Annotated in this window: 12 protein-coding genes; 5 read left to right on the forward strand and 7 right to left on the reverse strand. The window is 72.2% G+C overall.

Annotated elements, in window-relative coordinates; all coding sequences use genetic code 11:
* Positions 1–81: 81 nt before the first annotated feature.
* A complete protein-coding gene (locus F6X51_RS18355; protein ID WP_150965124.1) occupies positions 82–3552 on the reverse strand; it encodes a DNA translocase FtsK in 3471 nt (1156 codons plus the stop codon).
* A 222-nt stretch (positions 3553–3774) separates the two neighbouring features.
* Here F6X51_RS18355 and F6X51_RS18360 point away from each other — a divergent pair, with 222 nt between their 5' ends.
* From F6X51_RS18360 to F6X51_RS18370, 3 genes are all read left to right on the forward strand, one after another.
* Positions 3775–5832 (forward strand): NAD(+) synthase, encoded by a 2058-nt coding sequence (locus F6X51_RS18360; protein WP_191970165.1) that lies wholly within the window; start codon positions 3775–3777, stop codon positions 5830–5832.
* A 153-nt stretch (positions 5833–5985) separates the two neighbouring features.
* On the forward strand, positions 5986–6219 hold the full coding sequence (locus tag F6X51_RS18365; RefSeq protein ID WP_150965126.1) for a hypothetical protein: 234 nt from the start codon (positions 5986–5988) through the stop codon (positions 6217–6219).
* 85 nt (positions 6220–6304) lie between these two features.
* A complete protein-coding gene (locus F6X51_RS18370) occupies positions 6305–6733 on the forward strand; it encodes a PilZ domain-containing protein (RefSeq protein WP_150965127.1) in 429 nt (142 codons plus the stop codon).
* A 1-nt stretch (position 6734) separates the two neighbouring features.
* On the opposite strand, the gene F6X51_RS18375 is transcribed toward F6X51_RS18370, so the two are convergent.
* Entirely contained in the window at positions 6735–7217 is a 483-nt protein-coding gene (locus F6X51_RS18375; RefSeq protein ID WP_150965128.1) for an HIT family protein, read from the reverse strand.
* 198 nt (positions 7218–7415) lie between these two features.
* Here F6X51_RS18375 and F6X51_RS18380 point away from each other — a divergent pair, with 198 nt between their 5' ends.
* Positions 7416–8405, forward strand: a complete 990-nt coding sequence (locus tag F6X51_RS18380; protein ID WP_150965129.1) for a cation diffusion facilitator family transporter — start codon at positions 7416–7418, stop codon at positions 8403–8405.
* A gap of 7 nt (positions 8406–8412) precedes the next feature.
* Here F6X51_RS18380 and F6X51_RS18385 read toward each other — a convergent pair whose 3' ends face one another.
* The 3 genes from F6X51_RS18385 to F6X51_RS18395 form a co-directional block, all read right to left on the reverse strand.
* Complete coding sequence (locus F6X51_RS18385) at positions 8413–8925, reverse strand: glutathione peroxidase (RefSeq protein ID WP_150965130.1); 513 nt, start codon at positions 8923–8925, stop codon at positions 8413–8415.
* A 78-nt stretch (positions 8926–9003) separates the two neighbouring features.
* Positions 9004–10164, reverse strand: coding sequence for a M20 aminoacylase family protein (locus F6X51_RS18390; protein WP_150965131.1), 1161 nt, complete (start codon positions 10162–10164; stop codon positions 9004–9006).
* Between the two features lie 2 nt (positions 10165–10166).
* On the reverse strand, positions 10167–11393 hold the full coding sequence (locus F6X51_RS18395; RefSeq protein ID WP_150965132.1) for a GNAT family N-acetyltransferase: 1227 nt from the start codon (positions 11391–11393) through the stop codon (positions 10167–10169).
* A gap of 268 nt (positions 11394–11661) precedes the next feature.
* Between F6X51_RS18395 and F6X51_RS18400 the strand changes: the two genes are divergently transcribed.
* A complete protein-coding gene (locus tag F6X51_RS18400) occupies positions 11662–11985 on the forward strand; it encodes a hypothetical protein (protein ID WP_210250319.1) in 324 nt (107 codons plus the stop codon).
* A gap of 17 nt (positions 11986–12002) precedes the next feature.
* On the opposite strand, the gene F6X51_RS18405 is transcribed toward F6X51_RS18400, so the two are convergent.
* Entirely contained in the window at positions 12003–12767 is a 765-nt protein-coding gene (locus F6X51_RS18405) for a glycerophosphodiester phosphodiesterase family protein (RefSeq protein ID WP_150965134.1), read from the reverse strand.
* Positions 12768–13241: a RidA family protein gene (locus F6X51_RS18410; RefSeq protein WP_150965135.1), complete on the reverse strand. Its 474-nt coding sequence runs from the start codon at positions 13239–13241 to the stop codon at positions 12768–12770.
* Between the last annotated feature and the right edge of the window lie 151 nt (positions 13242–13392).

The raw sequence follows: 13392 nt of genomic DNA on the forward strand, positions 1-13392 counted from the left end.
GAAGGGGGCGGGAGGCCCCATGCTTAGAGACCCGCCCTGTGGCGAATATGCGACGCCGGCCCCGAAGGGCCGGCGCGGAGATCAATCGTCGTCGTACATCACGCCGCCGGACATCATGGAGGAGGGCCCGCCCTCGACCAGGATCTCGCGCTTGCCGGCGTGGTTGGCCGGGCCGACGATGCCCTCGATCTCCATGCGCTCCATGATCGAGGCGGCGCGGTTGTAGCCGATCTGCAGGCGGCGCTGGATGTAGCTGGTGGAGGCCTTCTTGTCGCGCAGCACCACCTGAATGGCCTGCTCGTAGAGGTCGCCGCCGGCCTCGCCGCCGCCGCTCGCCACGAAGCTGCCGACGTCGAAGACCGCCACATCCGTCTCCTCGGGCTCCTCCTGGCGCTCGGCCCGCTCGGTCCGGTCCGCCTTGGAGCCCCGTCCGGCCTTCTCGGTCTCGCCCGACCCGTCATCGGCGGTGACGGCCTCGAGATAGGCCGGCCGGCCCTGGCGCTTCAGATGCGCCACCACGCTCTCCACCTCCGCGTCCGAGCAGAACGGCCCGTGCACCCGCGTGGTGCGCCCCCCGCCCGCCATGAACAGCATGTCGCCCTGGCCCAGCAACTGCTCGGCGCCCATCTCGCCGAGGATCGTGCGCGAGTCGATCTTGCTCGTGACCTGGAAGGAGATCCGGGTCGGGAAGTTGGCCTTGATCGTGCCGGTGATCACGTCCACCGACGGGCGCTGCGTGGCCATGATCAGGTGGATGCCCGCCGCCCGCGCCATCTGGGCCAGACGCTGGATCGCCCCCTCGATCTCCTTGCCCGCCACCATCATCAGGTCGGCCATCTCGTCGACCACGATCACGATGTAGGGCAGCGCCGACAGGTCCATCTCCTCCTGCTCGAACACGGCCTCGCCGGTCTCGCGGTTGAAGCCCGCCGGGACGGTGCGCAGGATCACCTCGCCCTTGGCGCGCGCCTCGGCCATGCGGGCGTTGTAGCCGTCGATGTTGCGCACGCCGATCTTGGACATCTTCTTGTAGCGCTCCTCCATCTCGCGCACCGCCCATTTGAGGGCGATCACCGCCTTCTTGGGGTCGATGACGACGGGGGAGAGCAGGTGCGGGATGCCGTCGTAGACGGACAATTCCAGCATCTTCGGATCGACCATGATCAGCCGGCACTCCTCGGGCTTCAGCCGGTAGAGGAGCGACAGGATCATGGTGTTGATGGCCACCGACTTGCCGGAGCCGGTGGTGCCGGCCACCAGCAGGTGCGGCATGCGGGCGAGGTCCGCGATGATCGGCTCGCCGCCGATGTTCTTGCCGAGGCAGAGGGCGAGCTTGTGCTTGCTCTCGGAGAAGTCCGGCGAGGCGAGGAGTTCGCGCAGGTACACGGTCTCCCGGGTCTCGTTCGGCAGCTCGATGCCGATGACGTTGCGGCCGGGCACGACCGCGACGCGGGCCGAGACGGCGGACATCGAGCGGGCGATGTCGTCCGACAGGCCGATGACGCGGCTGGACTTGGTGCCGGGGGCGGGTTCGAGCTCGTAGAGGGTGACGACGGGGCCGGGACGCACCGCCAGGATGTCGCCGCGCACGCCGAAATCCTGCACCGTCTGCTGGAGGTTCAGCGCGTTCTGCTCCAGCACGTCGGCGTCGACCTCCTCGCCCTCGCTCGCCACCGGCATCGCCAGGAGCTCCAGGGAGGGATGCGCGTAATCGGCGTTCTGGATGGTCGCCACCGCGAGGTGGCGCCCGGCCGGGATCAAGCTCGCGCGCGGCTCCGGCAGGATGGCGCGCGGGGCGATGACCGGGATCGACGGAGCGGGGAGGGGGGTCTGGTCGAGGACCGGCTCCATCTCGAGGGGTTCGGGCGCGGCCTGGACCGGGGCGGGGACCTGCGCGTCCGGGGCCGCCGCTTCGGGGGCCTGCGCCTCGGGCGCCGCCTTGCCGCGCAGCAGCACGGGGCGCGACGCGATCGGCATCGCGGCCACGGGCGCCGCAGCCGCGGGAGCCGACGGCGGCTGGACGCCCCGGATCGCCGCGCGGGCGGCCATGGCCGAGACCGGCCGCGGGCGCGCCGCCGCATCCGGTGCGGGGGCGATCGGGGCGGGGGCGGCCTCGGACCGGGCGGTGAAATCCGCGCCGGGACCGAAGACGAGGGAGAGGGCCGGGCGCGCATGGGCCGGCGCCGCCGATCCGGCCGGCTGCGCGGCGCGGTCCGGCGCCGGCCCGTCGATCACCGCTCCGTTCGGCTTGCCGTTATCCTGGCCGTTATCCTGGCCGTCGGCCGGGCGGGGGAGGCGGGTTCCGTCGAAGCGCACGAGGCGATCGAGCACGTAGACCGGGCTCGGCGGCAGGGCGCGCAGGAGCGAGATGTCGAGGGGAACGGAGACGAAGCGGTCGGACGCACCCTCGGCATGGGAATCCGGGGCCCGGTCGGGGCCGGCCTCCAGGGTCGCCACCTCGGCGCGCTTGTCGGCTTCGGCCTGGATCGCCGCCCAGGCCTCCATGGCGGACCAGTCCTGGCCCTCGAACCAGGGCTGCAGGTCCGACCAATCGGGCACTTCGGACCAGTCTCGCTCGGGCGCCGGGGCGTGCGGAGCCGGCGCGGCGGCGAACGGACCGGACAGGCCCGCATCGGCAGCTGGCGCGGGCGCGGCCTCGGCCGGGCCATCAGCCGGGGTCTTGGCCGGACGCCGGTCGGGGGTGCGGAAGAAGCGGACGCCGGGCGGCGGCACGAAGGGCTGACGCCACAGGGGAACCGGCGGCTCGGCCGAGGCGGCCTCGGCGGCCTCCTGGGCGGCGCGCTCCGCCGCCGCGCGCTCGGCCTCGATGGCGAGCGTCGCGGCCTGCGCCTCGGCCTGGGCCTGGGCGAGGGCGGCCCGCTCCGCGTCGAGGGCGCGCTGGCGCCGCTCGTGCAGCACGGTGTCGGGGGTGCGGGTGTAGCGCACGGCGGGCCGCTCGGGCTCGGCCGCCGCGGGGGCGGGCATCGACGCCGACAGGGAGGCCGCCAGGGAGGCGGCGGACAGGCCCGGCATCACGCCCTCGGGGGTGATCGCGGCGGGGCGGCGCGGCGAGCGGATCAGCACGCCGGGGCTCGAGGCCGCGACATCGATCCGGCTCTCCGGACGCGGGGCGCGCGCCAGCATCTCGGGGCTCGCCCGGTCGTCGAAGACCTCCGCGGGCCAGCCCTGGACGGCCGGCATCGGCACGCCCCAGACCGCGTCCGCCCCGTCGCGCCGGGGCGCCTCGACATGCGGCTCGCGCCCGCCCTGCATCCGGGCGCCCCGCGCCGGGGCCTCGTCGGAATCGGGGGCGTCCTCGTGGCCGCGGCCGACCATGGCGTGGGGGGCGGTGAGCCAGCTCGGAGCCGGTCGCGTGCCCGCGAGGGCGTAGCTCGGGCGGGCGGGCGCGCCGGCGAGGCGCCGGGTCAGGCTCGCCCGCAGGGACATCAGCCGGTGCGCCAGGGCGCCGATCGACAGGCCCGAGCGGTCGCCGCCCCGGCCGGGGCGGGAGGGATCACGATGGGAGTACGGAGGCCGTCCCGATGCGCGCATGGATTCTCAAGATGACTCGAACAAGGGCTCGCCCCAGGTGGAGCGGTTCCGGCCCAGTTAGGCCGATCGTCGTTAACAGACGCTTGAAATCGGCCCCTCCGCCGGGTCCTGCGCCGGGTCCAGCGGTGGGGCGCGGCGGCCGCCCCGCGGGCGCCCCCCTGGAGAGAGTCGCTCGACCGCACTAGGGTTTAGGCAGGGATCCTCGCTCGAATTGGCATCACGGTGGCACCTTCCCCCTCGCAGACGGATTTCCGCTCTCTCTACCGGCACGGCTTCGCCCGGGTCGCGGCCTGCACGGGCCGCAGCCACCCGGCCGAGCCGGAGCGCAACGCGGAGGAAACCCTCGGTCTCGCCCGCGAATGCCACGCCCACGGGGCGGTGCTGGCGGTGTTCCCGGAGCTGAACCTCTCGGCCTACGCGATCGAGGACCTGTTCCTGCAGGACACCCTGCTCGACGCGGTCGAGGCCGCCGTCGGGACGGTGGTGCGCGCCACGGCGGGCTTGCGCCCCCTCCTGGTCGTCGGGGCGCCGCTGCGCTGGCGCAACCGCATCTACAATTGCGCCCTGGCGATCCAGGGCGGGCGCCTGCTCGGCGTGGTGCCGAAGAGCTACCTGCCGAACTACCGGGAATTCTACGAGAAGCGTCACTTCGCCCCCGGTGCCGGCATCGCCGGCGAGGCGATCGGCGTGGCCGGGTATGCGGTGCCGTTCGGGACCGACCTCCTGTTCGAGGCCGCCGACATCGAGGGCCTCACCGTCGGCATCGAGGTCTGCGAGGACCTCTGGGTGCCCGAGGGGCCCGGCATGCGGGCGGCGCTCGCGGGGGCGAGCGTGCTCGCCAACCTCTCGGGCAGCCCGATCACGGTGGGGCGGGCGGAGGCGCGCGCCCTCCTGACCCGGGCCGCCGCCATGCGGGGCCTCTGCGCCTACGTCTACGCGGCCGCCGGCCTCGGCGAATCCACCACCGACCTGTCCTGGGACGGCCAGACCAGCGTCGACGAGCTCGGAATGCGCCTCGCGGAGGGCGAGCGCTTCGCCGCCGGCCCCGTCGCGACCCTCGCCGACATCGACCTCGACCGGATCCGGCAGGACCGTCTCCAGGCCGGCACCTTCGACGACAACGCCCGCATGCGCGAGGGCACCTACCGGCGCGTCGCCTTCCGGGCGGAACCGCCGGCCGACGATCTCGGCCTGCTGCGCCGGGTCGAGCGCTTCCCCTTCGTGCCGGCGGACCCTGCCCGCCTCGCGCAGGATTGCTACGAATCCTACAACATCCAGGTGGCGGGCCTCGCCAAGCGGCTGGAGAGCACCGGCACCCGGAAGGCCGTCATCGGGGTCTCGGGCGGCCTCGATTCGACGCATGCCCTCATCGTCGTCGCCAGGGCCCTCGACCGCCTCGGCCTGCCCCGCTCCAACATCCTGGCCTACACCCTGCCGGGCTTCGCGACCTCCGACGCGACGAAGGCCAACGCCCACGCGCTGATGCGGGCCCTCGGCTGCACGGCCGCCGAGATCGACATCCGCCCCGCCGCCAAGCAGATGCTCACCGACATGGGCCACCCGTTCGGGCGGGGCGAGCCCGTCTACGACGTCACCTTCGAGAACGTGCAGGCGGGCCTGCGCACCGATTACCTGTTCCGCCTCGCCAACCAGAACGACGCGATCGTGATCGGCACCGGCGACCTCTCGGAGCTGGCGCTCGGCTGGTGCACCTACGGGGTCGGCGACCAGATGAGCCATTACGGCGTCAATGCCGGCGTGCCCAAGACCCTGATCCAGCACCTGATCCGCTGGGTGATCGGTACCGGCCAGTTCGAGGCGGAGGTCGGCCGGACCCTGCAGGCGGTCCTCGACACCGAGATCTCGCCCGAGCTGGTGCCGGCCGATGCCGAGACGGGTCCCCAGGGCACGGAGGCCAAGATCGGTCCCTACGCCCTGCAGGACTTCAACCTGTTCTACACGCTGCGCCACGGCTTCCGGCCCTCGAAGATCGCCTTCCTGGCCCTGCATGCCTGGGGCAACGCGCAGCACGGCGTCTGGCCGCCGGACTTCCCCGCGGCGAAGCGCCAGGCCTACGGGCTCCCCGAGATCCGGCGCTGGCTCGGCGTCTTCGTCGCGCGCTTCTTCGGCTTCAGCCAGTTCAAGCGCTCGGCCCTGCCGAACGGCCCGAAGGTCTCGGCCGGGGGCGCCCTCTCCCCGCGGGGCGACTGGCGCGCGCCCTCCGATTCCAGCGCGCGGATCTGGCTGGCGGAGCTGGAGCGCAACGTTCCCGAAACCTGATCGACACAAACGCGACCGAATGTGCGACTATGCCGTGGCCTCGCGCATGACCTCCCGGCCGAGTCGCGGCCCGCGGAGACGATCTTGCCGTGACAGGACCGGAACCGTGGCAGCGCCGCCCCGGGGACCGGGCAGCCCAGCGGAGGTGCACCGATGCGGAGCTACAACCTGTTTCGCCTGAAGAGTGTGGACGGCCTCTGCTGCGCGGTGCCCGAAGCCTACGCCGTGCCGGCCTTCCTGGGCGGCGGCCGCTGGACCTTCGGCGGCAAGCTCGACGGCGAGAGCAGCGCGCCCCTCGACTTCGACGACCGCGCGGCCGACACGGCGATCCGCTTCAACGGCTTCTACCTGTTCCAGACCGTGGACCGGCGCTTCACCTGCGCCTGAGGGCGGGTCTCGCGCATCGCGGCGAGCATTCCTTAAGGGCTGGCGTGCGAGGATCGGGAGCATTCGGAAACACAAGGGCCGACCCATGTCGGAACATCGCAAAGAGACGCGCCAGAGGGTCTTCCTCAAGGGCCGGATCATGTTCAACCACGGCGCGTCGAGCATGGATTGCCTCGTGCGCGACCTCTCCACGTCCGGCGCGCGGCTCGCCCTGACCGAGACCGCGACGCTGCCGGAGGCGTTCGACCTGCTGATCCCGCAGAAGGATCGCACCTATCGGTCGATGCTGCGCTGGCGCCGGGACGACGCCGTCGGGATCACCTTCGCGGAAGCGGCCGGGGCGGAGCCGGTGGCCGCGGCGAGCGCGCCTCCGCTCGCACCGCCGGCCCCCGCCCTCGACGCCTCGCTCGAGATCCTCCTGCGCCGCATCGGCGAGCTCGAGAGCGAGAACGCGGCCCTGCGTCGGGTTCTCGCCACCATGTCCCAGCCCGCGAGCCCGGCCACCGCCGCCTGAATCAGGCGTCGAGGGCCGCGCGGATGCGCTCGGCATGGCCCGCGAGCACCTGCGGGTCGGCCATGCCCCCCTCGTGGCGCTTCAGCGGCACGCCCTCGTGGCGGGGCACGATGTGCACGTGTAGGTGGAACACCGTCTGACCACCCGCCGGCTCGTTGTATTGGAACACCGTCAGGCCGTCCGCCGCGAAGGCCGCCTTCACGGCCCGGGCGACGCGCTGCACCGTGGCGGTCAGCGCCGCGAGCGAGGCCGGGTCGGCATCGAGCAGCCCGCGGGCCGGCGCCTTCGGGATCACCAGCGTATGCCCCTCGCCCTGGGGCATCACGTCCATGAAGGCGAGGGTCTCGGCATCCTCGTAGACCTTCTGGGCCGGGATCTCCCCGCGCAGGATCTTGGCGAAGATGTTGTCGGGGTCGTAGGCGGGCGGCGTCTCGGCAGGTCGGCTCGTCTCGGCAGGTCGGCTCGTCTCGGCAGGTCGGCTCATGGCGGCTCCGTCGGGAAGACATGGGGCGGCACGATGCACCCGCGCGCCGGGCGCGTCCACGGGCAGCCCGGCATTCCGGGAGAACCGCCGCCCGCTCCGGAGCGTTGAGCCTCCATTCCCGTACAGCAAGGCTTGGCGGAATCGAGGCTCGGCGGCGCTTCCGGGCGCGGTTCGGTTCCGCCCTCAGGAGACGCCCGCATGGCCCATGAGAGCAACAGCGCCATCTATACGGCGGCCGGCGCCAACCTCGCCATCGCGGCGGCGAAGTTCGTCGGCGCCGCCCTGACCGGAAGCTCGGCCATGCTCGCCGAGGGCACCCACTCCCTGGTCGACACCGCCAACCAGATCCTGCTCCTCGTCGGGCTGAAGCGGGCGAAGAAACCGGCCGATGCCCGCCACCCCTTCGGGTATGGCCGCGAGATCTACTTCTACGCCTTCATCGTGGCGCTGTTCATCTTCCTCGGCGGCGGTGCCTTCGCGATCTACGAGGGCGTCCACAAGATCCAGCACCCGGAGCCGGCCGCGGACGCGACCCTGCTCGGGTACCACGTCTCCGGATTCTGGGTGAACCTCGCGATCCTCGGCTTTTCGGTCGCGGCCGAGGGGTTCTCCTGCTACGTCGCCCTCGCGTCGTTCTGGGCTGAGAAGGGCGAGCGCCCGCCGATCACGGCGATCCGCCGCAGCAAGGACCCGGCCCTGTTCACCGTCCTGGTCGAGGACGTGGCGGCGCTGATCGGCCTCGTCATCGCGCTCGCGGGCGTGATCCTCGCCGAGACCCTCGACATGCCGGTCCTCGACGGCTGGTCCTCGATCGGCATCGGACTCGTCCTCGTCGGGATGGCGATCTTCCTGATGATCGAGACGCACGGCCTGCTGATCGGCGAGGCGGCCGACCCCGAGATCGTCGCGGCGATCCGGGCGGTAGTCCGGGGCGAGCCCGGCGTGAACCACGTCAACGAGGTGCTGACCCAGCATCTCGGGCCCGACGACATCCTGGTGAATGTCAGCCTCGACATGGCCGACGACCTCAGTGCCGGCGAGGTCGAGCAGGCCGTGGCCCGCCTCGACGCGGCCCTCAAGGCCCGCAGCGCCAAGGTCCGGCGGGTCTTCATCGAGATCCAGGCGCAGGCGACCCCGGCCCCGAAGCCGGCCCGATCTCCGAAGCCGGCCGTCGCGGCGCGCGCCTGAGGGCCCGTCAGATCCCCTCGCCGTGGATCCCGCCGCGCTCGGCCAGGGCCGACCGGATCGCCGCATCGAGGGCGGCGGGCCTGGTCTGGGGGGCGTAGCGGCCGATGACCCGGCCATCGCGGCCGATCAGGAACTTCGTGAAGTTCCACTTGATGGATCCGATGCCCAGGAGCCCCGGCCTCTCGCCCTTGAGGTGGCGGAAGAGCGGGTCGGCATTCGCCCCGTTCACCGCGACCCTGGCGAGCACCGGGAAGCTGACATCGTAGGTCAGGCTGCAGAACGCAGCGATCTCGGCGGCGTCGCCCGGCTCCTGGGCCCCGAACTGGTTGCACGGGAAGGCGAGCACCACGAGGCCCGCCGCCCGGTGCTCACGCCAGAGCGCCTCGAGCCCCTCGTATTGCGGGGTGAAGCCGCATTTCGAGGCCGTGTTGACGACGAGGACGACCTTGCCCCGGTACTGCGCCAGGGGATGGGGCGTGCCGTCCGGCCCGTCCGGGGTGAAGTCGTGGAGCGTCGTCATGGCCGCATTCTGCCCGGGCGCGGCCGCGGGGTCGCGCGAAAAATCACGCGGGGCCCCGGGGCGCGGCCGGCCATCGTCTCAGGCGGCGGTGCGGCGCTCGACGAGGCGTGCCAGGTAGGCGCTGCCGAGCGGGATCAGGCTGTCGTCGAAATTGTAGGACGCGTTGTGCAGCCCGGGGCCGGGGGTGCCGCCGAGCCAGGCATAGGCCCCCGGCACCGCCATCACCATGTCGGCGAAGTCCTCGCTGCCCATGCGGGGCGTGCAATCGGCCTCGACCTTGTCCTGGCCGAACAGCTCCGTGGCGACCTCGGCCGCCGCCGCGGCCTGCTCGGCGCTGTTCTCGAGGACCGAGAACACGTCCTGGATCTCGACCTGGATCTCCGCCCCGTAGGCCGCCGCGTAGCCCTTGGCGAGCTCGCGGATGCGCTCGGAGGCGAGGGTGCGGATCGCGTGGTCGAAGGTCCGGATGGTGCCGGCGAGGTGGGCGGATTCCGGGATGACGTTGTAGGCCGCGCCCGCGTGGATCTGGGTGACCGAGACGACGCAGGATTTCAGCGGGTCGGCATTGCGCGAGACGATCGACTGCATCGCCTGGGCGAACGCGGTCGCCACCACGATCGGGTCGATGCCCCGTTGCGGCTCGGCCGCGTGGGCGCCCCGGCCGATGATGCGGATGTCGAAGAAGTCGGCCGCGGCCATGATCGGGCCCGGACGGGTCCTGAGCCGGCCGTGCGGTCCGTTCGGCGAATTGTGCAGCCCGTAGATCTCGTCGACGGGGAATTTCTGAAAGAGGCCGTCCTTCAGCATGGCGCGGGCGCCGCCGAGGCCCTCCTCGGCGGGCTGGAACACGAACACCGCGGTGCCGTCGAAATCGCGGGTCTCCGCGAGGTAGCGGGCGGCGCCGACGAGCATCGTGGTGTGCCCGTCATGGCCGCAGGCGTGCATCTTGCCCGGCACCGTCGAGCGGTAGGGCAGGTTCGTCGCCTCCTCGATCGGCAGGGCGTCCATCTCGGCCCGCAGGCCGATGCGGCGGCCGTTGTCGCTGCGCCCCTTCAGCACGCCGACGACGCCGGTGCCGCCGAGGCCGCGATGCACCTCGATGCCGTAGCCCTGCAGCAGGTCCGCCACGACGCCGGAGGTCCGCACCTCCTCGAAGCCGAGTTCGGGATGGGCGTGGATGTCGTGGCGCAGCGCCGTCAGTTCGTCGGCGTAGGTCTTGATGCGGTCGAGCGGACTCATGCTTACGCGTCTCTCTCTGTCGGAGGGTGGTCGCGCCGGAACGGCGTCAGGGTATCGAGCACGCCCGCGGCATCCTCCACGTGGGCGCGCTCGCGCTTGAGGTAGTCGGCCACCGCCCGGCGCAGGGCCGGGTCGGCGATGTCGTGGGCCGAGTGCATCAGCACCGGCCGGTAGCCGCGGGCGAGCTTGTGCTCCCCTTGGGCGCCGGCCTCCACCCGCTTGAGGCCGTGCCGGATGGCGAAATCGATCGCCTGATAATAGCAGACCTCGAAATGCAGGAAGGGGTGGTCCTCGATGCAACCCCAGTTGCGACCGTAGAGCGCCACGTCGCCGATGAGGTTGAAGGCCCCGGCGATCGGTCGCCCCGCCCGGGTGGCCAGCACCAGAAGCACGCGCTGGGCCATCCGCTCGGAGAGGAGGGAGAAGAAGCGCCGGTTGAGGTAGGGCCGCCCCCACTTGCGGGCGCCGGTGTCGCTGTAGAACGCGAAGAACGCGTCCCAGTGGGCCTCGGTCAGGTCCCGGCCCGTGAGCGTCTCGATGGTGATGCCGTTGGCGAGCGCGTCGCGCCGCTCGCGCCGGATCATTTTGCGCTTGCGGGAGGCGAGGGCGCCGAGGAAATCCTCGAAGGTGGCGTAGCCGTCGTTCTCCCAGTGGAACTGCTGGTCGGTGCGCTGCAGGAGGCCCAGGGCCCCGGCCTGCGCCCATTCGCGCGCGCGCATGAAGGTGACGTGGATCGAGGACGCCTCCGTCTCGGCCCGCAGCGCCCGCAGGCCGGCCACGATCCCCGCCACCGCCGCGTCCGGATCCTCCCCCGGCGCGATCAGGAAGCGCGGCCCCGTCACGGGGGTGAAGGGCACGCTCACCTGGAGCTTCGGATAATAGCTGCCGCCGGCGCGCTCGTAGGCGTCGGCCCAGCCGTGGTCGAACACGTACTCGCCCTGGCTGTGGGTCTTCAGGTAGCAGGGCGCGACCCCGATCGTGCGCTCGCCCCGCTCGACCGCGACGTGCAGCGGCAGCCAGCCGGTTCGGCGCGAGACGCAGCCCGAATCCTCCAGCGCCGACAGGAAGGCGTGCGAGACGAAGGGGTTGTGGGTCTCGTCGCCCGCCCCGAGGGTCTCCGGGGAGGTGGCGCAGGCATCCCACGCGGCGGCCCCGATCTCCTTGAGGCCCGTGACCGCACGGACCCGAAGTTCCGTCGCGGCCCCGGCCGCCCTGCCGCGTTCTTCCATGCCGGCCAATCTAGTCGCGCGCCGGGGCCGGGCAAGCGGGATGCCGGGGCGGCGCCGTCGCAGGCGGAGGGGACTTCCGGGCATCAACAGATCGTGTCATCGTCGCGCCAACCCCGCATCGCCTTGCCAAGCGGCCAGCGGTCCCACATGGCTGAGCCGGAGCTGGCGCGCGGACTGGACACCGATGGATCCCACCAGTCGCTCTCGGGCGCAGGACCTCCCGCAACGGGGACCGCCCGATGATTTCGCCGAAGATGTTCTGATCGAGATGGCCAATCTCGATGAGCAGGATACCAACATACCCGGAACCCTGTTCGTCTCGACCGCGCTCGGCGCGCATGGGCCGCGGGTGAAATGGTATCCGGGGAAGGCCGGGCGAACGCTCCCCTGCCTCATCGTCTCGGTTGGTCCCGACCCGAAGCTCCGCGACGACTTCCTGCCCCCTGCTGTGTCCCGGATCGCGGCGCCGCGCGTCATGGCCTGGGTGCGCTTGAACCATGGCGCGCTGCTCGATTTCTGGAACAACGGCGCATCATGGAACCGGCGCGAGGTCTCTGCCTTCCTGGACGCGCTCCAGCCGTTGCCGAAGTAGCTCCGGCCAGGGTCCGATCAGGGCCGGAACCCCTCGAACACCATCTGGTCCGCGTGCCGCCCGGCCCTGCGCCGCTGGTCCGCGTTGCGCACCGTCCAGGTCATCACCGGCAGGCCGCCGAGCAGCCGGCAGAGATGCGTCGCCGCGCAGGGCAGGTCGTCGACCCGCCAGGACAGGAAGTCGGGGCGGGTCTCCCCGAGATGGAGCAGGTCCGACAGGGCGCGGCGCGTCGCCGGCGGCATCGTCGCGTAGGCCGGGTCGTCCTGGGTGGTCTCGGCGACGATGCCGCGCGGCAGGCCGGGGGCGATCTCCCGCAGGGCCGCGACGATGCCCGGATCGAAGGATTTCAGCGCCACCGGGCCGTCCTGGGCGCGGACGACCTCGACGACGCGCCGGGTGAGCGCAAGGTCGCCCGTGTGGTGCGACTTGATCTCGACGATGAGCGGCGTGGCGCCGCCAATCGCGGCGAGGAAGCGCGCGAGTGTCGGGATGCGCTCGGAGGTTCCGGCGACGGACAGGGTCTCGAGGTCGGCGGCCCTGCGGGCGGCGATCGGCTCGGACGCCCCGGTCAGGCGCCCGAGCGCGGCATCGTGGAACACCATCGCCTCGCCGTCGAGGCTCGGCTGCACGTCGCACTCGATGGCGTAGCCCCCCGCCACCGCAGCCAGCGCCGCCGCGACCGTGTTCTCGGGGATGCCGGCCGCCCGGTCGTGCAGCCCCCGGTGCGCGATCGGCCGCGCGGTCAGCCAGTCCGGGGCGTTCGGGCCCGGCGAGGCGGCCACCTACTTCACCTCGAACATCGCCTCGACCTCGACGGCCGCGTCGAGGGGAAGCTCGGCGACGCCGACGGTGGAACGGGCGTGCCGGCCGCGGTCTCCCAGGAGATCGACCATCAGGTCGGAGGCGCCGTTCATGATGCCGGCGAGGCCCGCGAAGCTCGGCACCGCGTTGATGAAGCCGCCGAGGCGCACGCACTTTACGACGCCGTGGTCGAGGTCGCCCACCGCCGCGTCGAGCTGGGCCAGCACGTTGAGGGCGCAGAGGCGGGCCGCGGCGATGCCGTCCTCCGCCGAGACCTCGGCGCCGAGCTTGCCCGTATGGGCGGGGCCGAGCTTGCCGTCCGGCCCGAAGCAGATCTGGCCCGAGATCACCACGAGGGTCCCAGTGCGCACGAAGGGCACGTAGTTCGCCACCGGCGCCGCCGCCTTCGGCAGGCTCAGCCCCAGGCGCTCCAGGCGTTCCTTGACCGTGCTCATCCGATGCTCCCCGAATTCATCCGGCACCGCCGCGCGGGCGCCGCGTGCCGCGCTCTCAGCACAGGCGCGTGGGTCGCCGCAAGGGCCGGTGCGGGCCCGGCTGAGATCGGCCCACGAAAATGGCTCCGGATCAATCCATGTCACGGGCGTG

Origin of the sequence: Methylobacterium planeticum (genome assembly GCF_008806345.1) — a bacterium.
GTDB classification, from domain to species: Bacteria; Pseudomonadota; Alphaproteobacteria; order Rhizobiales; family Beijerinckiaceae; genus Methylobacterium; species Methylobacterium planeticum.